The sequence below is a fragment of the Inhella proteolytica genome (assembly GCF_016093275.1).
Classification (GTDB): Bacteria; Pseudomonadota; Gammaproteobacteria; order Burkholderiales; family Burkholderiaceae_C; genus Inhella; species Inhella proteolytica.
The window spans coordinates 1-23,191 of record NZ_JAEDAK010000003.1 but is presented as its reverse complement, the minus strand read 5'-3'; the positions used below and the strand labels follow the sequence as shown (position 1 = coordinate 23,191).

The 23,191-nt window shown below is 70.2% G+C and carries 18 protein-coding genes; 13 read left to right on the top strand and 5 right to left on the bottom strand.

The features are described 5' to 3' along the window. The first annotated feature begins 43 nt into the window (after positions 1-43). From prsK to dusA, 5 genes are read left to right on the top strand one after another with little or no spacing between them, the layout of a single operon-like run. Entirely contained in the window at positions 44-2,131 is a 2,088-nt protein-coding gene (prsK, locus tag I7X39_RS05245; RefSeq protein ID WP_198109934.1) for an XrtA/PEP-CTERM system histidine kinase PrsK, read from the top strand. After that, complete coding sequence (gene prsR / locus I7X39_RS05240; protein ID WP_198109933.1) at positions 2,128-3,486, top strand: PEP-CTERM-box response regulator transcription factor; 1,359 nt, start codon at positions 2,128-2,130, stop codon at positions 3,484-3,486. Before prsK ends, prsR begins: the two co-directional genes overlap by 4 nt. A 47-nt stretch (positions 3,487-3,533) precedes the next feature. Further along, a complete protein-coding gene (gene prsT, locus I7X39_RS05235; RefSeq protein ID WP_198109932.1) occupies positions 3,534-6,317 on the top strand; it encodes an XrtA/PEP-CTERM system TPR-repeat protein PrsT in 2,784 nt (927 codons plus the stop codon). Positions 6,318-6,345: 28 nt separating this feature from the next. After that, positions 6,346-7,128 carry a S1 family peptidase gene (locus I7X39_RS05230; protein ID WP_198109931.1) on the top strand — a complete coding sequence of 261 codons (783 nt, stop codon included), beginning with the start codon at positions 6,346-6,348 and terminating at the stop codon, positions 7,126-7,128. A gap of 58 nt (positions 7,129-7,186) precedes the next feature. Continuing rightward, entirely contained in the window at positions 7,187-8,173 is a 987-nt protein-coding gene (dusA, locus tag I7X39_RS05225; RefSeq protein ID WP_198109930.1) for a tRNA dihydrouridine(20/20a) synthase DusA, read from the top strand. Positions 8,174-8,194: 21 nt separating this feature from the next. Here dusA and I7X39_RS05220 read toward each other — a convergent pair whose 3' ends face one another. Beyond that, positions 8,195-9,163: a recombination-associated protein RdgC gene (locus tag I7X39_RS05220; protein ID WP_198109929.1), complete on the bottom strand. Its 969-nt coding sequence runs from the start codon at positions 9,161-9,163 to the stop codon at positions 8,195-8,197. Positions 9,164-9,325: 162 nt separating this feature from the next. On the opposite strand from I7X39_RS05220, the gene I7X39_RS05215 reads away from it, so the two are divergent. The 7 genes from I7X39_RS05215 (at position 9,326) to I7X39_RS05185 (ending at position 18,190) form a co-directional block, all read left to right on the top strand. After that, positions 9,326-10,987 carry a serine hydrolase domain-containing protein gene (locus I7X39_RS05215; protein WP_198109928.1) on the top strand — a complete coding sequence of 554 codons (1,662 nt, stop codon included), beginning with the start codon at positions 9,326-9,328 and terminating at the stop codon, positions 10,985-10,987. Between the two features lie 115 nt (positions 10,988-11,102). Beyond that, the gene (locus I7X39_RS05210; RefSeq protein ID WP_198109927.1) at positions 11,103-11,516 is read left to right on the top strand and encodes a DUF2141 domain-containing protein; all 414 of its coding nucleotides are present in this window, start codon (positions 11,103-11,105) and stop codon (positions 11,514-11,516) included. 9 nt (positions 11,517-11,525) lie between these two features. Next, a complete protein-coding gene (locus tag I7X39_RS05205; protein WP_198109926.1) occupies positions 11,526-13,022 on the top strand; it encodes a carotenoid oxygenase family protein in 1,497 nt (498 codons plus the stop codon). A gap of 42 nt (positions 13,023-13,064) precedes the next feature. Then, a complete protein-coding gene (gene rpiA, locus I7X39_RS05200; RefSeq protein WP_198109925.1) occupies positions 13,065-13,727 on the top strand; it encodes a ribose-5-phosphate isomerase RpiA in 663 nt (220 codons plus the stop codon). 19 nt (positions 13,728-13,746) lie between these two features. Then, positions 13,747-14,913, top strand: coding sequence for an acyl-CoA dehydrogenase family protein (locus tag I7X39_RS05195; RefSeq protein ID WP_198109924.1), 1,167 nt, complete (start codon positions 13,747-13,749; stop codon positions 14,911-14,913). A gap of 10 nt (positions 14,914-14,923) precedes the next feature. Next, positions 14,924-16,138 (top strand): acetyl-CoA C-acetyltransferase, encoded by a 1,215-nt coding sequence (locus I7X39_RS05190; protein WP_198109923.1) that lies wholly within the window; start codon positions 14,924-14,926, stop codon positions 16,136-16,138. Beyond that, positions 16,139-18,190: a 3-hydroxyacyl-CoA dehydrogenase NAD-binding domain-containing protein gene (locus I7X39_RS05185; protein ID WP_198109922.1), complete on the top strand. Its 2,052-nt coding sequence runs from the start codon at positions 16,139-16,141 to the stop codon at positions 18,188-18,190. It begins immediately after the preceding gene. Between the two features lie 46 nt (positions 18,191-18,236). Here the strand turns inward: I7X39_RS05185 and I7X39_RS05180 are convergent, their stop codons facing one another. From I7X39_RS05180 to I7X39_RS05170, 3 genes are all read right to left on the bottom strand, one after another. After that, positions 18,237-19,637 (bottom strand): YdgA family protein, encoded by a 1,401-nt coding sequence (locus I7X39_RS05180; protein ID WP_198109921.1) that lies wholly within the window; start codon positions 19,635-19,637, stop codon positions 18,237-18,239. 119 nt (positions 19,638-19,756) lie between these two features. Continuing rightward, positions 19,757-20,743, bottom strand: coding sequence for a 2-dehydropantoate 2-reductase (locus tag I7X39_RS05175; RefSeq protein WP_198109920.1), 987 nt, complete (start codon positions 20,741-20,743; stop codon positions 19,757-19,759). Continuing rightward, positions 20,740-21,282, bottom strand: coding sequence for an Mpo1 family 2-hydroxy fatty acid dioxygenase (locus I7X39_RS05170; RefSeq protein WP_198109919.1), 543 nt, complete (start codon positions 21,280-21,282; stop codon positions 20,740-20,742). Before I7X39_RS05170 ends, I7X39_RS05175 begins: the two co-directional genes overlap by 4 nt. A gap of 71 nt (positions 21,283-21,353) precedes the next feature. On the opposite strand from I7X39_RS05170, the gene I7X39_RS05165 reads away from it, so the two are divergent. Beyond that, positions 21,354-22,028 (top strand): Crp/Fnr family transcriptional regulator, encoded by a 675-nt coding sequence (locus I7X39_RS05165; RefSeq protein WP_198109918.1) that lies wholly within the window; start codon positions 21,354-21,356, stop codon positions 22,026-22,028. Here I7X39_RS05165 and mnmC1 read toward each other — a convergent pair. Further along, positions 22,019-23,191: FAD-dependent 5-carboxymethylaminomethyl-2-thiouridine(34) oxidoreductase MnmC1 (gene mnmC1 / locus I7X39_RS05160; protein WP_198109917.1), on the bottom strand; the 1,173-nt coding region annotated here is incomplete at its 5' end. The two genes, I7X39_RS05165 and mnmC1, sit on opposite strands and share 10 nt — an antisense overlap.

Below are 23,191 nucleotides of genomic sequence, written 5' to 3'. Positions count from 1 at the left end.
GGGGCTGACGGATGAATAGGCGCGCCTTTTGAGCCTGGATGCCATGCCTTTGAGCGCTGCGGCCGCCCTCGTGGCGGCCTGCGCTTTTCTGGTTTGCCTGCTGGCATTTGCGTGGCGGGTGTTCCGCCAGCGCGAACTGCACAACCTGCACAGCGCCGGATGGTTGCTGGCAGGTTTGGGTGCCTCGGCGCTGTGGGCCCTGACGCACGGCCTGCAACAGCTTGGCTTCGAACTCGAACAGGCCTCCGCGCTGCTGGACTGGCTCCGTCTGCTGGCTTGGTTCGGTTTCTTGTTGACCCTGCTGGGCCATGTGCTTTGGAGGCCGCAGGGAAGTTGGCTGACGCTGTCGGTGCTGGGCGTCCTGCTGATTGCGTTTGTCACCCTGTGGCTGGCCGATGCCGACTGGCTGACGCGGCGCGAAGGCAGCTGGCTGCAAGGCATTTCCGGCCTGATGGTGGCGGTGATGGGCCTGGTGCTGGTCGAGCAGGTCTACTTCAATGTCACCGAGGACGGTCGTTGGCTGGCCAAGCCCAGTTGCCTGGCGCTGTTGACCGTGTTCGGCTTCGACCTCTACCTGTTCGCCGACGCCACCCTGCTGGGTTCGCTGGATCCGCAATTGCTGGCCTCCCGCCCGGCGGTTCATGCCCTGGGCCTGCCGCTGCTGATGTTGGGGATTGGCCGCGGCATCGCTTTGCTGTCGCGCCTGCAGGTGTCGCGCAGCGCGGCCTTTCACTCGGCGGCGCTGCTGCTGGTCGGGGCGTACCTGATGGTGGTCGCCTTGCTGGGCTATTGGGTGCGCTACACCGGGGGGGCCTGGGGTCCCACCTTGCAGGTGCTGATCCTGGTGGCGGCGATTCTGCTGATGGCCGCCTTGCTGCTCTCCGGTTCAGCGCGCGCACGCTTCCGGGTGCTGTTCAGCAAGCACTTCTTTCGTTACCGCTACGACTACCGCCAGGAATGGCTGCGCTTCACGGCCGCGTTGAGCACGCAGAGCTCTCCCGAGTACACCGGGCTGGCCGTGATCAAGTCGCTGGCAGGGTTGATCGAAAGCCCGGGTGGTGGCCTCTGGTTGCTGGATGCCTCAGGGCAGCGCTACGAGCAGGTGGCACACTGGAATTTCGAGCGCCGCCAGCACATGGAGCCAGCCGACTCCGAGTTCCTGCGCGAGCTCAAGGCCACGGCCTGGATCGTCGATCTGCAATCGGCCCGAGAGGGGCGCGGTGTGGATGCCGAGGCCACGCCGCCCGAATGGCTGAGCCTGGAGACCCAGGCGCGCCTGCTGGTGCCGTTGCAGGCCGGGGGGGAAACGATCGGCTTTGTGGTGCTTCTGACCCCACGCGCACCGCTGGAGCTGGATTGGGAGGTGCGGGACCTCCTCAAGACCGCCGCCTCGCAGGCGGGTGGCTACTTGGCCATGCTGCGCGCCACCGAGCAGCTGTTGGAGGTACGCAAGTTCGATGCCTTCAACCGCATGTCGGCCTTCGTCGTGCACGACCTGAAGAACATCGTGACCCAGCTCTCGCTGATGCTGAAGAACGCGCAGCGCCACGGCGACAACCCCGAGTTCCGCCAGGACATGCTGGAAACCGTCGAGCACGCGCTGGAAAAGATGCGGCAGCTGATGCTGCAGCTGCGCGAAGGTGAGCGCCCCACTGGCCTCACCAGCGGCGTGGCCCTGGCGCCCATTGCGCAACGGCTGCAGCAGGTGGCGCAGCAGCGCGGGCGTGAGCTCCGCCTGGAGCTCCATGGAGCGGTGGCGACCCGCGGCCATGAAGACCGCATCGAGCGCGTCATCGGGCATGCCGTGCAGAACGCTTTCGATGCAAGTACCGAGGGCCAGTCCGTGCTGTTGCGCATCGAAGCCGAGGGTTCGTCGGCGCGCGTGCAGGTGGTGGACGAAGGCTGCGGCATGAGTCCGGAATTCATCCGCGATCGCTTGTTCAAGCCCTTCCAAAGTACCAAGCAGCAGGGCATGGGCATAGGTGCTTACGAGAGCCTGCAGTACGTGCGTGAACTGGGTGGCAAGATGGATGTGGTGAGCCAACCCGGTGAAGGCACCTGCGTGACCTTCCTGCTGCCCCTCTTCCATCAACAACCGTCCAACGGCCTCTCCGATCGCGCCCTTGCATGAGCTCTGACGTTCGCCCCGCCTCCTTGCTGATCATCGAAGACGACCTTGCGCTGCAGAAGCAGCTGAAGTGGTCACTTGATCGCTTCGAGGCCCACACCGCCAGCGATGCCGCCAGCGCCCTGCTGCAGTTCCGCAAGGTGCAGCCCGGCGTGGTGACGATGGACCTGGGGCTGCCGCCCGATCAGGACGGCGTCACCGAAGGCTTCAAGCTGCTGGAACGCCTGCTGGAGCTGGACCCCTATGTGAAGGTCATCGTCCTGACCGGTCAGAACGACCAGACCAATGCGCTGCGCGCCGTGCGTCTGGGCGCCTACGACTTCCTGGCCAAGCCGGTGGATCCCGACGTGCTGTCGCTCACGGTCGAGCGCGCCCTGCGCATGCGCGAGTTGCAGGACGAAAACCGGCGCTTGAGCGCCGAGCAGGCCGGTGCTCTGGGCGGGTTGCTGACCCGCGATGACGCCATGCTGCGCATCTGCCGCACGATCGAGAAGGTGGCCCGCTCGGACGCCACCGTGCTGCTGCTGGGGGAGAGTGGCACCGGCAAGGAGGTGCTGGCTCAGGGCCTGCACGAGGCGGCCGGTCGCAAGGGGCGCTTCGTCGCCATCAATTGCGCGGCCATCCCGGAGAACCTGCTGGAGAGCGAGCTGTTCGGCTACGAGAAGGGCGCCTTCACGGGGGCCGCCAAGGCCACGCCGGGCAAGATCGAAGTCGCCCATGGCGGCACGCTGATGCTGGACGAGATCGGTGACCTGCCGATGTCCCTGCAGGCCAAGCTGCTGCGCTTCCTCCAGGAGCGCTCGATCGAGCGATTGGGCGCGCGGCAGGAGATCGCCGTGGATGTGCGGGTGGTGGGCGCCACGCACCAGAACCTCAAGCAGCTGATTGCCGATGGTCGTTTCCGCGAGGATCTGTATTACCGCCTGGCCGAGATCGTCGTGGAGATCCCGCCGCTGCGCCAGCGCCATGGCGACGCCGTGCTGCTCGCCCACGCCTTTCTCAAGCGCATGGCGGCGGACCAGCGCCGGCGTGCCCCGACGCTCAGCGACGATGCCATTCGCGCGCTCGAACGCCACAGCTGGCCGGGCAATGTGCGCGAGCTGCAGAACCTCATCAAGCGTGCCAGCATCATGGCCGACGGCGACCGCATCGTTGCGGCCGACCTGGGGTTGGACCCGGGCAACCCGGAAGAGCCCGGCATCGAGCTCGACCTGCGCACCGTGCGTGAGCGCGCCGAGCGTCAGGCCGTGGTGGCGGCCCTGGCGCGCTGCGACGGCAACATCGCGCGGGCCTCGGAGCTGCTCGGCGTGAGCCGTCCCACGCTCTACGATTTGATGGCCCGTTTGCAGATCAAGTAAGCGGCAAAGACCGGCCTGCGCCGGCAGTGACAACGGAAGGAATCTGGGTGCAAACGAGCGGAAACAAGGCGCGCCGGGTGGCGCGGGTGGGTGCCATGCTGGCCCTGGCTGTGGTGCTGCAGGCCTGTGGCCAGAAGGACCCGGCTGAGGAACTGGGGGCTGCGCGCGCCGCACTGGCCAAGCGGGACCACAAGACTGCCACCATTCACCTGAAGAACGTGCTGGAGCAGGAGCCCGATCGCAAGGACGCCCGCCTGCTGCTGGCCAAGACCCTGCTGGAATCCGGCGACCCCAATGCCGCCGAGGTCGAGTTCTCCAAGGCCAGCCGCCTGGGTGCGGCGCCGGAGGAAGTGGCGCCTTTGCATGCTGCGGCCCTGATTGCCAAGCGGGACGCGCGCAAGGCCCTTGAGCTGTATGGCACGGTCCAACTCAAGGACCCGGCGGCCATGGCCGAGCTCAAGCTGGCGCTGGCCACCGCGCAGGGTGCGCTGGGCAAGCGCGATCAGGCTCGCGCGCTGATTGAGGCTGCACTGCAGCTGCAGCCACAAGGGGTGTCGACCCGGCTGGCCTGGGCGCGTGTGCTGATGGCCGAGGGCCAGGTCGATGAGGGCCTGGCGCTGGTCGACACCCTGCTGAAAGAAAACCCCAAGCTGGCCGAGGCCTGGCGCCTCAAAGGCGACCATGCCGTGGCGCGCCGAGCGCTGCCCGAGGCCCGTCAGGCTTATGCCGCCGCGGTGGATGCCGACCCGCGCAACATGGGTGCCCAGGGTGCGCTGCTGACGGCCCTGATGACCGAGCGCGACTTGGACGAGGCACGCAAGCGCCTCGATGCCCTCAAGAAACTGGTGGGGCAGAACGGGGAGGTGCTGTACTTCAGCGCCGCGCTGGCCCTGGAAGCGCGCGAACTCGGCCCTGCCTTCGAGCAGATCCAACAATTGCTGAAGATCGCGCCCGATGACCCGCGCGCCCTGATGCTGGCCGCGCACATCGAATTCCAGCGCGAGAACTACCTGCCCGCCGAGGCGCATCTGAACCGCCTGCTCGGTCGGGGTGTCGACACACCAGCCGTGCGCGTGCTGCTGGCCCACACCTTCCTGCGCCGCGACGAAGCGCGCGCCGCCCTGGAAGCGCTGAGCGGTTTGCCGGATTCGAGCAACGATGCCCGCGTGCAAGCCCTGGCGGGTGAAGCGCTCATGCGCATGGGCGAGGTGCGCAAGGCCGAGGCCCATTTCCGCCGGGCGGTGCAGCTCAATCCGCAGGACTCGCGCAGTCGCATCCTGCTGGCCATGCGCGAGGCCAACGCCGGCTCCGTCGACAAGGGCCTGAGCCAGCTGCAGGACATTGCCTCCGAGCTGGACAACCCGGCGGCCGATGTCGCCATCGTCGCGACCCTGGTGCGCAAGAACGACTTTGCCGGCGCCCTCAAGGCCATCGACCAGGCGGCGCCCAAGTTGCAGCCCGGCTCGGCCGATTCCATGCGCGCCTCCGTGGCCCTGATGCAGGGCGACCGCCCCAAGGCCCGCACCCTGTGGGAGCAGGCGCTCAAGGCCAATCCCAAGCTGCTCGCCGCCGCGCAGCAGCTCGCTCGGTTGGACCAAGTCGAGGGCAAAGCCAAGGACAGCGTGGCGCGCTTCGCGGCCGTGATGAAGGCCGATCCGGCCCTGGTGGAGGCCAAGCTGGCCTGGCTCAACGCACGTCAGCTGGCCCAGGAGCCCGCGGAAGACGTGCTCGCGGCGGCACGCCAGATTGCCAAGGAGCATCCGAAATCGGTGCCTGCGCAGCTGGCCTGGGTGCGCACCGTGCAGCAGCGCCAGGATGTGGCCGCTGCCTTGCAAGCTGCGCAGGATGCCGCGGCGGCCCTGCCCAATGAGCCGCAGCTGATTGAGCTGATCGGCCAACTGCAGATGCGCCAGCGCGACTACAAGCTGGCGGCGCTGAGCTTCAAGCGCCTGGCGGAGCTCAAGCCCAGCTCGGCCGCGGCCTTGATGCGCTTGGTCGAGGTCGAAGTGGCGCAACGGGACTACCCCGCCGCGTTGGCCACTGCCAAGCGCGCGCAGGCCCTGCAGCCTGGTCGGATCGACACCCAGCGTGCCCTGGTGGCGCTGGAGAGCGAGACGGGCAATGTGGCCGGCGCGCGCCGGCTCTTGAAGGAGATCCAGAGCCAGCCCGGCCGCGAGGCCTTTGCTTTCGCCCTGGAAGGCGACCTGGAAACCAGCCAGCGCAACTGGGATGCCGCCCGTGCCGCCTACAAGCGCGCCTTGGAGCGTGGCGGGCAGATGAACGATGTGGCCGGCAAGCTGCACGGCAGCCTGGTGGCAGGCGGCAAGGAGGGCGATGCCCAGTCCTTCGAGCGCCAGTGGTTGGCCGATCACCCCGAGGACTGGAGCTTCCGCATGTACCTGGGCAATTTGGCCCTGGTGCGTGGCGCCTTCGAGCCGGCGCGCCTGCAGTACGAGCAGGTCGTCAAGGGACAGCCGGGCAATGCCGTGGCGCGCAACAACCTGGCCTGGGTGCTGATGCGCAGCGGCGATCTGGCCAACGCCGAAGCCCAGCTGAAGGAAGCGCTGGCCCTGCGGCCGGGTGATGTCGAGATCCTCGACACCCAGGCGCAGCTGCTCTCCAGCCAAGGGAAGCACGAGCAGGCGCTGCAGGTGCAGCGCCGCGTGGTGGGCGTCGAGCCCGGCAACCCGGCCCGCCGTGTGGCGCTGGCGCGCCTGCTGATGGCCGCCAAGCAGCCGGACGAGGCGCGCGGCGAATTGCAGGGTGTGCTCAAGCTGGGCGATCAGTACCCCGGCCAGGCCGAAGTGCGTCAGCTGCTGCAGCAGCTCTGAGGTCGGGCAGGCCAGAGGGATCCGAACCATGCAACGACGTGAACTGATGGCGCTGGCGTTTGCGCTGGCCGCTGGGCCGGCTGTGCCGGCCCTGGCTCAGACCCAGGCCCTGCCCAAGCTCATCGAGGCCAGCAAGCCGGGCGTGGTGCTGGTGGGCACGCACTCCCTGACTGACAGCCCGCGCTTCGGCTTCCGAGGCACGGGCTTCGTGGTGGAGCAAGGCCGCTTCGTGGTGACGAATGCCCATGTGCTGCCGCCCCCCGATGCCCTGGATTCCGAGCGCCGCGTGGTCATCCAGGCCTGGCAGGGGGGCAGCCGCTGGGAGCAGCGCGAGGTCCGGACCGTGGCGCTGGCGCGTGCGCACGATCTGGTGCTGCTGCAGGTGGAGGGCGCGCCCTTGCCCGGCAGCCTGAAACTGGCGCCCGAGGCGCTGGTGCGCGAAGGCACCGAAATCGCACTGATGGGCTTTCCCGTAGGCGGCGTGTTGGGTTTTAGCCATGTCACGCACCGCGGCATCGTGGCCTCGGTCACGGGCATTGCCTTGCCCCAACCGAGCGCCCAGGCGCTCAACGAACGGGCGATCCGCCAGATCCGTGAGGGCAGTTTCGACATCTACCAGCTCGACGCCGTGGCCTATCCCGGCAACAGCGGCGGGCCGCTGTTCGATGTCGCCAACGGCACCGTCATCGGGGTCATCAACATGGTGCTGACGAAAAGCCGCGAGGCCGCGCTCAGCAGTCCCACCGGCATCAGCTACGCCTTGCCGGTGCGGCATGTGCACGCCCTGTTGCGTCAGGCGCAGCTGCCCTGAGCGCTGGCGGGCTGCGGGTTTTCGATAATCGCGGGCTGTCCCCAGCCCCTTGCCCTGCATGACTGCTTCGCCCTGGCGCCTGTCCGTCGCGCCGATGATGGACTGGACGGATCGGCATTGCCGCGTCCTCCATCGCCTGATCACCCGCCACACCCGCCTGTACACCGAGATGGTGACCACCGGCGCGCTGCTGCATGGCGACCAGGGGCGTCACCTGGATTTCGACGCCGTGGAGCACCCGCTGGCGCTGCAGCTCGGCGGCAGCGAGCCCGAGGACCTGGCGCAATGCGCGCGGCTGGCCGAGCGCTGGGGCTATGACGAGGTCAACCTGAACTGCGGCTGCCCCAGCCCGCGCGTGCAGCGCGGTGCCTTTGGCGCCTGCCTGATGGGCGAGGCCGCCCTGGTGGCCGATTGCGTCAAGGCCATGCGCGACGTGACCACGCTGCCGGTGACGGTCAAGCACCGCATCGGCATCGATCGTCAGGAGAGCTACGAGTTCGTGCGCGATTTCGTCGGCACCGTGGCCGCGGCGGGTTGCGAAGTCTTCATCGTGCACGCCCGCAATGCCTGGTTGGACGGGCTCAGCCCCAAGGACAACCGCGAGATCCCGCCCCTGCGCTACGAGATCGTGCACCGCCTCAAGCGCGAGTTCCCGCAGCTCACCATCGCCATCAATGGCGGCATCAAGGACGACGAGACCATCGCCGCCCAGCTCGAAGCGGTGGACGGCGTGATGGTGGGGCGCCACGCGTATCACGAGCCCTGGGCGATGGCGACCTGGGACGAGCGTTTCTTCGGTGCCCATGCGCCGGCCACGGAGCGCGGGGCGGTGGAAGAGGCCTGGATGGCCTATCTGGACGCCCGCTGGCAGCAGGGGCAGCCCTGGGCGCTGGCGATGCGCCATGCGCTGGGCCTGTGGAACGGTACGCCGGGGGCACGGCGCTGGCGCCAGGTCTGGAGCGACCACCGGCTCAAGAGCTTGCCGCCGCGCCAAGTGCAGGCGCAGGCTACGGCCGCGCGGCTGGGCGCGCTGGAAGCGGCCTGAGCCCCGCCAGCCGCCGGCCTCTCAGTCCCAGGGCGCCTTCTCGTCCGAGGGCGCTTGCGTTGCCAACACAGGCGTAGGCGCTGCGGCGCCCAGGCCGTCGGTCACGCCGCCGAGGCCCTCGAACAACGCGGGCAGCAGCTCCGACAGCTCGGCGGTTGCCAGCAGCATGTCGGCGTCGAAAGGGTCTTGCTCGCTCTGCGTGGCGCCGTCCTGGTCGAACACGCTGTCGTCCAGCTTCAGGCGGGTCAGCTGCAGGGTGTCGGTCAGCACCAGTTCCAGGCGGTCCTTCCACTGCAGGGCCATCTTCTTGACCTGCTTGCCCTCGGTGAGGTGCTGCTGCACGTCCTGGCCGTCCAGGCCGTGGCGGGTGTAGCGCACGCTGGCGTTCTGGCTGTCGGCGCTGCGCAGCTCGGCGTCGCGGCCGATGCCGAAGCCAGCCGGTGCCACGCCATCCAGCAGCCAGGCGCGCATGCAGGCGGCCGGGCTTTCGGCCGTCATCAGTGGCTGCGGGGCCAGATTGGGGATGGCCTTGGTCAGCAGGCTGAGCGCCGAATCGGTGCGCGCTGCGGTGGTGCTGTCGATGGCCAGCAGCTCCAGCTGCGGTGCGATCCAGACGCGCAGCGAGGTCTGGCGCGTGAAGGCCAGCGGCAGCAGGTCCAGCATGGCCTCGTCCTTGAGCTCGCGGCGGCGCTTGGCGCCGGGCTTGCGGCCGCTTTCCTGCTCGATCTTCTCGGCCAGCTCGTCCACCCGCTCGCGCACCACCGAGCCCGGCAGCAGGCGCTGCTCGAACTGCAGCTTCAGCAACAGATGGCCGTTGACCCACTCCGCCAGCGGCCCATGGGCCTTGCCGCGCGGCGGCACGAAGCCGACCGACAGGGGCTGGGTGGGCATGCAGGGGGTGAAGGGCAGGGCGGCCAGCTGCTCGTCCAGGCGCGCGGGGTCGGGCTGGGCATGGGCGGGCAGGCGGTAGAGGGTCAGGGCCTTGAACACGGCGGGACTTCTGGGAGGGCAGGGGGCGCGGATTCTGGCACCGCTCCGTCGGCCCGGGCTGCAGCCCGGTCGGCACAAATGCCGCTCAGTCGGTCGCGGCTCGCCTTGCGGCCGGTGCTCGGGCAGCATGCACGACTTTCCAAACCCGGCACCCACTCGACCATGCACATCTCATTGCGCTCCGCCCTCCTGCTGGCCCTCTCACCTGCGCTGTTGGCGCCCGTGCTGGCCGCGCCCCCGGCGAAGGAGCTGGCGGCCTATGCCGAACAGCTGCTGGATGAACAGGGCATCAAGAAGGACGGCCCCGGCCTGACCCTGCTCGTGGCCCAGGGCGATCAGCTGCTCTACCAGGGCGCACGCGGCATGGCGTCCGTCGAGCTGGGCGTGCCGCTCAAGCCCGAGCACCGTATGCGCCTGGGCTCCATCACCAAGCAGTTCGCCGCAGCCACCCTGCTCAAGTTCATCGATGAGGGCAAGGCCAAGCTGGACGATCCCTTGTCCAAGTACCTGCCCGACTACCCGAACGGCGGCGCCATCACCCTGGCCCAGCTGCTCAACCACAGCTCAGGCGTGAAGAGCTACACCGGCATCCCCGGCTACATGCACAACCCGATCCGCCAGCAGCTCAGCACGGTGGAGCTGGTCAAGGTCTTCAAGGACCAGCCCGTCGATTTCGCCCCCGGCGCCGACTTCCGCTACAACAATTCCGGCTATGTGCTGGTGGGCGCGGTGATCGAGGCCATCAGCGGCAAGGCCTGGCACGAGGCGCTCGACGCGGCCCTGCTCAAACCCCAGCGCATTGCGGTGAGCTACCCCGGCGAGCAGGGTCTGGTGCCCGGCATGGTGCAGGGCTATTCCAAGGTGGGGGCTGACGCCCTCTCGGTGGCGGGCGTGCTGAGCATGACGCAGCCCCATGCCGCCGGCGCCCTGGTGGGCGATGTGCAAGCGCTGTGGCGCTGGAACCAGGCCCTGCATGGCGGCCAGCTGCTCAAGCCCGAGACCTATCAACGCATGGTCACGCCCGAAGGGGCCGCCGTGAAGGCGCGCTACGCCTTCGGCATCGGTACCGACAGCCTGCGCGGCCAGCCCATGCTGCAGCACGGCGGCGGCATCCACGGCTTCAGCACCCTGCTGGTCTACCAGCCGGAGCACAAGCTCACGGTGGCCCTGCTGTCCAACTCCGACAGCGCCGGCATCAACCTGGACCTGATCGCCCGCAAACTGGGCGCCAAGGCCATGGGCAAGCCCTACCCGGCCATCCAGCCGGTGGCGGTGGACGCAAAGGCCCTGCAAGCCTATGAGGGCATCTACTCGCCCGATGGCCGGGACACCCGCACCCTGCGCGTGCAGGGCGGCGTGCTGACCAGCACCCGCAGCGGCTCGCAGCCCTTCAAGCTCATCCCCCTGGGCAAGGACCGCTTCGCCTTCAGCAACACCGTCGCACAGCTGCAGCTGGAGCGCGATGCCCAGGGCAAGGTGGTGGCAATGCAGTACTTCGCCGATGCCGACGGCCAGGGCGAGCGCTGGCCGCGCACGGCGGACCTGCCGCAGCGCGCCGAGTACGCGCTCAGCCCGAGTGAACGGCAGGCGCTGGTGGGTGAATACAAGTCGGCGCGCTTCGCCATCAAGGTGTTCGTGGACGAACAGGGCCAGCTGCGCGGCCAGGTGCCCGGCCAGCCGGTGGTGACGCTCAAGGCCAGCGGCCCGCGCGAGGTCTACGTCGTCGAGGTGGACGCCACGCTGAGCTTCGCCAGCGAGGGCGAGCAGCCGCGCAGCGTCACCCTCAAGCAGGGCCCGAACGTCATGGAGCTGCAGCGCAGCTGACGCGCCTGGCGCTCCGTTCGCGCCGCGCCGGCCCCATTGGTCGCAGGACCGTGGGCGCCGGCGCTGCGTTTTCGCACCATGGCGGCCATCGCAACCCAACCCCCATGGAGTCCCCATGTTCAAGCGCCTCGTTCTTCCCCTTCTGCTGGCCAGCACCGGCCTGGCCCAGGCTGCCAGCCTGGAACTTACCGTCACCGGCCTGAACCGCACCGAGGGCCATGTGCTCGTGGCGGTGTACGACCAGGCCGAGCTCTGGCTCAAGGGCAAGCCCCTGCGCAGCGCCCGCGCCAAGGTCGAGGGCACCGAAATCAAGCTGCAGCTGGACGATCTGCCTGAGGGCGCCATGCTGGCCCTCAGCGTGGTGCACGACCTGAACGACAACAAGCGCCTGGACATGAACGTCATCGGCATGCCCACCGAGCCCTACGGCTTCAGCAACAACGCCGCGGGCAATTTCGGCCCGCCGAGCTTCGAGGCCGCCAAGCTCGTGCTCAGCGGCAGCGCCAAGCACCAGATCAAGCTGAACTGAGGCCGGGTCATGCTGACGCGTCGCTCACTTCTGCAGGCCGCCGCGGCCCTGCCCGTGGCCGCCCTGGCGCCCGCCTGGGCCACCGGCGATGGCCTGGTCCGCACGCCCTTCGGCAGCGCGCCCGAGCTGCAGCCGCTGCGCGGCTGGCTGGATGGGCAGGACCGCCTGGCCGAGGGCCTGCGCCTGCAGGGCCGCTGGCCCGCTGAACTGCGCGGCACCCTGTACCGCAATGGTCCGGGCCTGATGGAGCGCGCCGGCCAGCGCTACCGCCATTGGTTCGATGGCGACGGCCTGGTGCAGGCCTGGCAGCTGGGTGCGCAGGGCTTCAGCCACCAGGCGCGCTTCGTGCGCACGCCCAAGTTCGTGGCCGAGCAGGAGGCCGGCGAGTTCCTGTTGCCGGCCTTCGGTACCGCCGTGCCGGCCAAGCGGCCCCTGCGGCGCAGCGACGACGTCAACACCGCCAACACCAGCGTGATGCTGCAGGGCGGGCGCCTGTATGCGCTGTGGGAGGGCGGCTCGGCCACCGAGCTCGACCCGCAGTCCCTGCACACCAAGGGCCTGCAGACCTGGGCGCCCGAACTTCAGGGCATGCCCTTCAGCGCCCACCCCAAACGTGAGCCCGACGGCCGCTTGTGGAACTTCGGCAGCTTCGGCGGCAAGCTGGTGATCTACGAAATCGATGCCGCGGGCGGCCTGAAGCGCTGGAAGCTGCTGGACATGGCTGTGCCGGCCATGCTGCATGACTTCGTCATCACCGAGCGCTTCCTGGTCTTCCTGCTGCCGCCGCTGCGTCTGGACCTGGCCGCCGTCAAGGCCGGCCGCTCGATGGTGGGTGCCATGCGCTGGCAGGCCGAGCAAGGCAACCGGGTGCTGGTGATCGACAAGGCGGACCTGAGCGTGCGTGCCCAGCTGCAGATGCCGGCCGAGCTGGTCTTCCACTTCGGCAATGCCTGGGACGACGGTCAGGGCGTGATCCGGCTGGACTATGTGCATGGCGACATCGACGAGTTCCTCGATGGCCGCTTCAACTCGGTGGTGCAGGGCCAGCGCCCGTCCAGTGTTGGTGAAAGCGGCCCGCGCCTGCTGCGCATCGACCTGCCGCGCCAGCGCCTGGACCTGGTCAAGCGCGAAGAGACCACCGAGTTCCCGCAGGTGGACCCGCGCGTGGTGGCGCGCCGCTACCGCTACGTCTATGCGCCCGCGCGGCATGGCCGGGCACCCGGCTGGGGCTTCAACGCGGTGCAGCGCCTGGACCTGGAGCGCGGCGCCGTGGAGCGCTTCGTGTTCCCGAGCGAGGTGGTGATCGAGGAGCAGCTGCTGGTGCCCAAGCCCGGCAGCCGCCGCGAGGGCCAGGGCTGGCTGCTGGGCACGGGCTTCGACGTGGCGCGCCAGCGCAGCTTCTGCACCGTGTTCGATGCCGAGGCGCTCAGCGCCGGTCCGCTGGCCACCGTCTGGCTGCCCTACTGGGTGCCTCTGGGTTTCCACGGGGCCTTCGTGCCCGCTTGAGCGGGCAGGAAGCGCGCAGGGGCCGGGCCACAATCCCGGCCCATGGACCAAAACGCACTCAAGCGCCAGGTGGCTCAGGCCGCGCTGGCATATGTGGAACCCGGCTCCGTGCTGGGCGTGGGCACCGGCTCGACGGTGGATCTGTTCATCGAGGCCCTGGCCGCCAGCGGCATCAAGCTGGCGGGCGCGGTCTCCAGCTCGGAGCGCTCCACCAAGGCCCTGGCCGCGGCCGGCATTGCGGTGCTGGAAGCCGGCCAGGTTGAGTCGCTTGCCACCTACATCGACGGGGCCGACGAGATCGACCCGCGCGGGAACATGATCAAGGGCGGCGGCGCCGCGCTGACGCGCGAGAAGATCGTCGCCGACCTGGCCGCCCGCTTCGTCTGCATTGCCGACGCCAGCAAGTGCGTGGACGTGCTGGGCGCCTTCCCGCTGCCGGTGGAAATCATCCCCATGGCCGCACCCCAGCTGATCCGCCGTTTTGCCGCCCTGGGCGGTCAGGCCGCCGTGCGCGCCGGCTGCGTGACCGACAACGGCCAGCACATCTTGGACGTGCGCGGGCTGAAGATCAGCGACCCGCTGGCCATGGAGGCCGAGGTCAGCCAGTGGCCCGGCGTCGTCACGGTGGGCATCTTTGCGCGCCACCGCGCCAAGGTGGCGCTGATCGGCGCGCCCGAGGGCGTGCGCACCTTGAACTTCGACTGACCCCCAGGAGACCGCCGCGATGCTCCCGCTCTTCCCATCCCCCTGGCTGAGCGAGGAGCACCAGCTCCTGGGCGACGCCGCCGCGCGCTTTTTTGCCGAGCGCTGGGTGCCCCATCAGGCTGAGTGGCGCGCCGCTGGCCTGATGCCGCGCAGTGCCTGGCGCGAGGCCGGCGCACAGGGCTTTCTGTGTGCCGGCATGCCCGAGGAATATGGGGGCGGCGGCGGGGACATCGGCCACGAGGCCGTGCTGGCGCTGGAGCAGGCGCGCGCCAACATCTCCGGCTTTGGCGGGCCGCTGCACTCGGTCATCGTGGCGCCCTACCTGCTGCACCATGGCTCCGAAGCACAGAAGCGCCGCTGGCTGCCGCGCATGGCGCAGGGCGAGCTGATCGGCGCCATCGCCATGACGGAGCCGGGCGCCGGCTCGGACCTGCAGGGCGTCAAGACCCATGCCCGGCGCGACGGCGAGCACTACGTGCTGAATGGCTCCAAGACTTTCATCACCAACGGCCAGAACGCCAATTTGATCATCGTGGTCTGCAAGACCGACCCCAGCCAGGGCGCCAAGGGTGTCTCGCTGCTGGTGGTGGAGACTGAGGACGCGGCCGGCAACCCGGTGCCCGGTTTGAAGCGCGGCCGCAACCTCGACAAGATCGGCATGCACGCGCAGGACACCTCCGAGCTGTTCTTCGACGACCTGCGGGTGCCGGCCGACCACCTGCTGGGTGGGCGGGAAGGGCAGGGCTTCTTCCAGCTGATGCAGGAACTGCCGCAGGAGCGCCTGCTGATCGCCCTGCAGGCCGTGGGCGCGATGGAGCGCGGCCTGGCCGAGGCACTCGCCTACACCAAGGAGCGCAAGGCCTTCGGCAAGTCGATCTGGGAATTCCAGAACACCCGCTTCAAGCTGGCCGAGGTGCAGGCCCAGGTGATTGCTGCGCGCGCCACCGTGGATGCGGCCCTGGTGGCGCACCTGAAGGGCGAGCTCGATGCCGCCCGCGCCGCCCTGCTCAAGGCCTGGACCACCGACCTGGCCTGCCAGCTGCTGGACGAATGCCTGCAACTGCACGGCGGCTACGGCTACATGCTGGAGTACCCGATCGCCGAGCTCTGGGCCGACGCGCGCGTGGCGCGCATCTATGGCGGCACGAACGAAATCATGAAAGAGCTGGCTTCCCGCTCCATGTAAGGCCCACGAGATGAAGACCGCCTTCGACGCCTATCTCTACGACCACGTGCGCACCCCGCGCGGGCGCGGCAAAGCGGGCGGCAGCCTGCATCAGGCCAGCCCAGTGTGGCTGCTGCGTGGCCTGCTGCAGGCGCTGGCCCAGCGCAACCACCTGGACACCGCCCTGGTGGACGACGTGGTGCTGGGCTGCGTGACCCCGCTGGGCGAGCAGGGAGCCGACATCGCCCGCACCGCGGTGCTGGACGCCGGCTGGTCGCAGACGGTGGCCGGCGTCACCCAGAGCCGCTTCTGCGCCTCCGGCCTCGAATCCATCAACCTGGCGGCCGCCAAGGTGGCCAGCGGCTTTGAGCAGCTGGTGGTGGCCGGCGGCGTGGAGAGCATGAGCCGCGTGCCGATGGGCAGCGACGGCGGGGCCTGGGTGCTGGACCCGCGCGTCAACCAGGCGTTGGGCTTCATTCCGCAGGGCATCAGCGCCGATCTGATCGCCACGCTGGAAGGCTTCACGCGTGAGCAGCTCGATGCCTACGCCGCCGGCTCGCACCAGCGCGCCGCCGCCGCGCAGGCAGCCGGCAACTTCAAGCGCAGCCTCGTGCCGGTGCACGATATTGCCGGCCTTTTGATGCTGGAGCGCGACGAGACCGTGCGGCCGGACACCACGGTCGAGAGCCTGGCCAAGCTCAAGCCCAGCTTCGCCGCCATGGGCGCGATGGGCTTCGACGCCACGGCGCGCCGCCGCTATCCGCAGGTCGAGGCGATCCAGCATGTGCACCACGCTGGCAACAGCAGCGGCATCGTGGATGGCGCTGCGCTGATGCTGGTGGGCTCCAAGGCCGGTGGCCAGCGCGCCGGGCTGCGCGTGCGTGCCCATGTACGCGCCGCGGCCGTCATCGGCTCCGAACCCAGCATCATGCTCACCGGCCCCACGCCGGCCTGCCGAAAGGCTCTGGCCCAGGCCGGCATGAAGGCGGCCGACATCGACCTCTGGGAGATCAACGAGGCCTTCGCCGCCGTGCCGCTCAAGACCATGCGCGACCTGAGCCTGGACCCCACGCGCGTCAACGTCAACGGCGGCGCCATCGCGCTTGGCCACCCGCTCGGCGCCACCGGCTGCATGCTGCTGGGCACGGTGCTGGACGAGCTGGAACGCCGCCACCTGGCCACCGCCTGCGTCACGCTCTGCGTGGGCGGCGGCATGGGCATTGCCACCATCATCGAGAGGATCTGAATGATCCACGCCGAACTTTTGGACGACGGCCTGCTGCTGGCCCGGTTCGACCACCCGGGCAAGGCCAATGTGTTCGATGCTGCGCTGGGCGAGGCCTTTGCCGCGGTGGTCGAGCGGGTGTGCAGCGCTGAAGATGTACGCGGTTTGATTCTGGCCAGCGCCAAGCCGGACTTCCTGCTCGGCGCCGACATCGAGCTGCTGCGCACCCTGGACAGCGCGCCCAAGGCCTTCGAGGCCACGATGGCCTTCAAGGCCGAGCTGCGCCGGCTGGAGCGCTGCGGCAAGCCGGTGGTGGCCATCGTCAACGGCCAGGCCCTGGGCGCGGGCTTCGAGATCGCGCTGGCCTGCCATGCCCGCATCGGTCTGGCGGACACCGTGCTGGCCCTGCCCGAGGTGCGCCTGGGCCTGCTGCCGGCCGGCGGTGGCACGCAGCGCCTGCCGCGCCTGGTGGGCCAGGCCACGGCCTTGCCCTGGTTGCTGGAAGGCACGCGCATCCGCGCGGCGCAGGCCCTGGAAGCGGGGCTGCTGGAAGCGATTGCCGCGAGCGCGGAGGACGCGCTGGCCCAGGCGCGTGCCTGGGCGCTGGCGCATCCGCAGCCCGAGCCGCCCTGGGACCGCAAGGGCTGGCGCTACCCCAGTGGCGGCTCGGCCCGCCAGGGCGAGCTCTGGGCCATCGCGCCCTCGATGGCCAGCGACAAGGGTGGCACCCAGCTGCCCAATCTCACCCACATCCTCTCCTGCGTGTTCGAAGGCGGCCTGCTGGGCATGGACGCCGCGCTGGAGCTGGAAAGCCGCTACTTCGCCGCCTGTGCCACCAGCGCCCCGGCGCGCGCCCTGCTGGGCCTGTGGCTCCAGCAGCGCGAGGTGCAGCATGGCGCGGCGCGGCCGGCCCTGCCGCCGCGGCGCGTCAAGCGCCTGGGCGTCATCGGCGCCGGCATGATGGGCGCGGGCATTGCCCATGTGGCGGCCAAGGCCGGCATCGAAGTGGTGTTGCTGGACAGCCAGCAAAGCCTGGCGGAGCAGGGCAAGGCCCGTGCCGAGCAGCAACTGAAGCGCCTGCCCGAGGCCGAGCGCCAGGCGGTGCTGGCGCGCATCGAGCCCACGACCAATTTCGTCGCCCTGCGCGGCTGCGACCTGGTGATTGAGGCGGTATTCGAGCAGCGCAGCGTCAAGACCGAGGTGATCCACAAGGCCGAGGCGCATCTGGACGTCGACACCGTGTTCGGCTCCAACACCTCCACGCTGCCGATCGGCTCGCTGGCCCAGGCCAGCAGCGCGCCCGAGCGCTTTGTGGGCATCCACTTCTTCTCGCCGGTGGAGAAGATGCCGCTGGTGGAGATCATCCGCGGCCCGCGCACCGGCGAGGCTGCGCTGGCCCTGGCCTTTGACCTGACGCGCCAGCTTGGCAAGACCGCCATCGTGGTGAACGATGGCCGCGGCTTCTACACGAGCCGCTGTTTCGGCACCTACCTGCTGGAAGCCTGCGCCATGGTGCTGGAAGGCGTGCCCGCCGCGGTGGTGGAAGCCGCCGGGCGCCACGCTGGCATGCCCATGCCGCCGCTGGCCCTGCACGACGAGGTGAGCCTGAGCCTGACCCTGGCGGTGGACGCCCAGACGCGCACTGATCTGGGCGCCGCCGCGCCGGCCCCGCACCCCGGCTTGGCGCTGGTGCAGGAGCTGGTGGCCGCCGGTCGTGTGGGCCGCAAGGCCGGGCAGGGCTTCTACGACTACGAGGGCGGCAAAAACCTCTGGTCCGGCTTGGCCCGGCATGCGAAGCCCGCCAGCTGGGAAATGGACGAACTGGCCCAGCGCCTGCTGGACGTGCAGATGCTCGAAGCCCTGCGCTGCCTGCACGAGGGTGTGCTGGGCTCGGTGGCCGAGGGCAATGTCGGGGCCGTGCTGGGTTGGGGCTTTGCGCCGCACACCGGCGGGCCGCTGCAGGCCGTGCAGGCGCAGGGATTGGCGGCCTTCTTGCAGCGCTGCGCCGGGCGGGCGGCGCGGCTGGGCGCACGCTGGCAGCCCGAGCCCGGCTTGGCGAAGTTGCCGCTCTGAAAGAAAGAAGGCGGCCCGCAGGCCGCCTTCCAAGGGTCAGAGACGCTTACTGCGCCTGCGGTTCGCCCGGGGGCGGCGCCAGTTCGGGCTGCGGGCCCATGCCCGGCAGGGGGATGGGCTTGCCATTGACCTTCATCGTGCCGCCGCTCATCTCCATCTCGGCGCTGATGAGCTCACCCTCGCGCCGGACGAAACCACGCGCCACCGCCTGGTCCAGCTGCGCGTTCAGCACTTCAGGCGGCATGTCCTTGCCGCTGGCCTTGAGCATCTGCTCGATGAAGCCCAGCGGCAGCTTGCCGGCCATCTTGAACTGGGCCTTCTTCATCAGCACGGGCGCGAGCGCCGGGGCCTTCAGGTCCTCGGCCGTCACGCCCTGCGTGCCGAACGAGTAGCTGAACTCGGCGCTGCGGCCGCCCATCGTCAGCTTGATCTCGTCGACGCTCATCGAGGGGTTGTGCGGCAGCAGGGCCAGCAGCGGGGCCATCAGGCGTTCGGCCTCGGCCTGCGGGTTCTTGCTGCTCTGGCAGCCCTGGCTCCAGGCGCCGCGCACGAAGTCGGTCCAGCCCTGGGCCTGCAGGCGCTGCATGCGCCCCTTCATGCCGATGGACTCCAGCTTGACGCCGGCGACCTCGGCCTTGCCCTGCAGATTGAACTCGGCGCTGAACAGCTGGTCGGCCAGGCGGCCGTCCTGCTGATAGGCCACATCGGTCCAGGCAAACAGGGTGCGCGCCTGGCCGTCCGGGCCGGGCGCCTCGAAGCGCATCGCCTTCATCACGCCCTTGCCCTTGCCGTTCAGCGCCCACCAGGTGGGAGCCAGGCCCTCGCCCTCGAACTCGGCGCCTTCGATGACGGCCTTGAAGCCCTTGGTGGGCGACTCGATCACATAGCCCGGCAGCTTGCCGGTGTAGCGCGCGCTGCCGTCCTTGTTCAGTTGCAGATTGGCGTCCAGGCCCTGGAACTTCAGGCTCATCTCGGCATCGGGCTTGATCGTGAAGGCCGAGACCAGCAGGCGGCTGTTGCTGGCGCCGTCAAAGCCCACGCTGGTGCGCAGGCTCACGGGCACTTCGTCCATGCCGAGCTTCTTCAGCTCGGCGCGGTCGGCGTCGCTGAGCACGAGCTTGCTGTCGATGCGGGCGGCGCCGAAGCCGCCAAAGCCGGGCAGCGGGCCGTGCTGGATCTGGTCCTGCCAGACCATGGTGTGCACCTTGTCCTTGCCGCCTTGCTCGGGGCCGCAGCCGAACTCCAGTTCGAGCGTGCGGGTGGCGCCCATGAAGCCCTTTTGGTAGTCGACCTTGCGGATGCGGATGGGCGACTGGGTGTGGGCACGCAGGCTCTCGGCCTGCAAGATCATTTCGGTCTTGACGCGGCCGCCGCTGTAGGCGGTGGCACCGGCCCACAGACCGGCCAACACGGCCACGGCGATCGCGGCCTTCACGGGGGTGTTCATACCCTCTCCCTGAGCAGTGGAAAAAGCGCCGGATTGTGGCGGCGCCCCTGGCGACCCCCGGCGTGCCGCCAGGCTTCTTACGCCTGCTTACAAACTCGGGCCGCGCGGCGTGAAGACGGTCACGCCCTCAGGCGCTGGCGCAGGGCCTGGGCATTGAGCGGCTGGGGCCGGGGAGCGGAGAGCAGTTCCACCATCAGGCGCTGGCGGGGCGCCTGAAGGCCCTGGGCCTGGGCCAGGCGCAGCACGGCGCCGCACAGGGCGTCGATCTCCGTGGGGCGGCCAGCGGCGAGGTCGTCGGCCATGCTGGAGCGCGCCTGGGCGTCGATGCGCAGCATGCGGGCGGCCAGGCGCTCGAACAGGGGCGTGGGCAGGCGCATCAGCGCCGGCAGCCAGCCCGGGGGCAGGGGCGTCAGGCGGGCCGGGCGGATGCCCGCGGCGCGCAGCACCTGCAAGGCCTCGGCCATCAGCGCCGCGGTACAGGCGCGCCAGTCGGCGTCCAGCAACTGCGCGCGCAGCGGCAGGCCGGAGAGGGCGTTGACGGGATTGTTCAGGTTCAGCAGCAGCTTGGCCCACTGCACGGCGCTCATGTCGCGGTGCAGTTGCAAGGGCAGGGCGGCGCGCTCGAACAGCGCCAGCCAGGGCTGCAGTGCAGCGTCTTCCTGCGCCGCCAGCTGCCCGCTGCTGCCGCGGTGCCAGTGCCCGGGGCCGACATGGGCCACGTTGAAAGGCACCATGCCCGCCAGCACGCGCGCCTGCGGTGCCGCCTGCTGCGCCAGCCGGGCGTTGTCCACGCCGTTCTGCAGTGAGAGCACCGGCGTGCCGCTGGGTAGCGCCAGGTCCGCCAGGGCCGAGGCGGTGGCGCCGGACTTCACGCACAGCAGCACCAGCCCCGGCACGCCGGGGGGCGCCGCTTCATGCCACTGCAGCGCGGCCAGCCGGTGCTCGGGGCCTTCCAGATCGGTGAGAAGCAGGCCGCCGGCCTGGGCGATCTCGTCGCGCAGCCGGGCGCGGCCGATGAAGTGCACGTCGGCGCCGGCGGCCGCCAGGCGGCCCCCCACGAAGAGACCGATGGCCCCGGCGCCCAGCACCCAGATGGGCGCGTTCATCCGGCCTGCACGGCGGCCGGCCCGCTGCGGGTCGGGCCCACCCGGGCCTCGATGGCGGCCAGCAGGGGCTTGCCCCAGCCGAGCGCGAACAGCGCTTCCGCCACCACGAACATCGGCCCGACCAGCAGACCGACCAGATCGTCCACAAAGGCCGGCTTGCGCCCCTCGTACTTGTGGCCGATGAACTGGATCACCCAGCCAACGACGAAGAGCCCGATGCCCCAGCCCAGCCACTGCGGGGTGGCCAGCGTGGCCACCGGCAGGGCCAGGGCGGTGAGCAGCAGGTTGACGAGGCTGGTGACCGCGCCGAGCACGAGCTCCCCGCGCGTCAGGTACCAGAGCGCACTGAACAGCCACACCAGATGGATGGGCGTGAGCGCCAGCCCCGCCAGCTCGAAGCCCGGCCGCGCCAGCAGGATGGCCAGGGCGTAGACGATCAGCGGGATGCCGATGAAGTGGGTGGCGATGTTGCGGCGGTCACGGTGGTAAGCGGCGTACATCGCCAGCAGGTCGAGCGCGGGGCGGAAGGGCGAGGCCATGGTCTTGCTCCAGGTCAAGAGGTCTGCATGCTAGGTTTCGCACCTGCCCTTGACTGTCCGGATTCCGACAAATGGCGCTGGTTGAAACCCTTGCCCGGGATGCCTGGTTTGCACGCTGCAGCCCGGCCCTGCAGCAGTTGCTGGTGGCCCATGGCCACGAGCTGGCCCTGGGCGCGGGGCAGCTGCTGTTCCGGCGCGGCGATGCCGAGGCCGATCTGTGCTGCGTGCTCGAAGGTGCGCTGCGCGTGGGCAGCCTGCGCGCCGACGGCCGCGAGGCCCTGCTGGCGCGCGTGGAGCCGGTGCAGTGGTTCGGCGAGATCGCCCTGATCGACGGCCAGGCGCGCACTCACGACGCCGTGGCGGAAGGGGCCGCGCGCGTGTGGCGCGTGCCGGCCGCGCACCTGGCGCCGGCGCTGGACGCGCAGCCGCAGTTGTGGCGTGAGGTGGCGCAGCTGGCCTGCGCCAAGCTGCGCCTGATGTTCGAGGCGCTGGAAGACATCGCCCTGCTGCCCCTGGCCGCCCGGCTGGCCAAGCGCCTGCTGCTGCAGGCGCAGGCCTATGGCAGCCGCAGCGCGCAGCCGCGCCTGCGCCTGGCCCAGGAGCATCTGGCGCTGATGCTGGGTGTGAGCCGGCAGTCCGTGAACAAGGCACTGGGCGAGCTGGAGGCGCAGGGCCTGCTGCGCCGCCACTATGGCGAGATCGAGCTGCTGGACGTGGCGGCGCTGCAGCGTCTGGCTCAGGACTGACGCACCTTTCGGACGGCGAATCGCGCCGGGTCCACGGCGTCGATCAGGCCGCGCTCCACTGGCGCCGGCAGGCCCAGCGCCAGCGCGGCGGCCAGTTCGCCCGCCAGCTGCGCCCAGGTGATGCCGCGTGAGGCCAGCGCACCGCAGACCACCAGACCCGGGTGGCGCGGCCAGTGCGCGGCCTGGGTGGCGCGGTGGCGCGGCGCGCCGCTGGGCAGGCCGCCGATGAGGGGCAGCTTGTCGGGTGCCAGCAGGCGCCAGCCCACGCGGCCCTGTAGCGGCCGCTCGCCCGCATCCGCCACGCCGCAGAGCCGCTGCCAGACCGCCAGGTTGTGCTGGTGATCGGCCTCCCGCAATGCCGGGTCGGGGTCGTCCAGGCTGCTGGTGGCGCCGCACACCAGGCGGCCGTCCGGCAGTTCCAGCACGTATCCGCCGCCCGCCACCGGCAGGCGCGGCCGCGCACCCGGCGCGCCGGCATCCAGCCAGCTCACCTGGCCGCGCTGCGGCTGCAGCAAGTCAGCCAGCTCGGGGTCCAGCCCCCGCAGCAGCTCGGGCAGGCGGTGGCCGCAGGCCAGCACCAGCAGCTCGGTGCGGGCGATCTCGCGGCCCTGCGCGTCCAGCACCCGCCAGTGCGGTGCCTGCCGCTGCAGGGTCTGGGCGTGCTGCCCCAGGCGCAGCGTGCAGCCCTCCAGGCGGCTGCGCACCCAGTCGGCCGGGCACAGCGCGCCGCCGCCGGGGTAGTGCCAGGCACTCTGGGCCAGGGGCAGGGCGCTCAGGCCCGCCACGGCCTGGGCGTCCAGGGCCTGCAGGTAGTCGGCCGGCAGGGCCTGGCGGGCCAGCAGTTCGGCCAGCGCGGCCGGGTTCGCATCGCCGGCCAGGCGCAGCAGGCCGTGCTGCACCCAGGGCAGGCCCTGCAGCCCTTGCGCGGCACGCAGCGCGGCGGCGCGGTTCCAGCGCGCGTGCGGGCCGTCGTCGGCATGCACGCTGCCGTGGAACAGCCCGCCGGGGTTCCCGCTGGCGCACTGCGCCGGCGCGCCGGCGGCATCCAGCACCGTCACCGCCAGGCCTTCGGCGCGCAGGGCGGCAGCGCAGGCCGCACCGGCCAGGCCGGCGCCCAGCACCAGGGCCTCGCGCGCCTGCGGCGCCAGGGCGGTGTGCGCGGC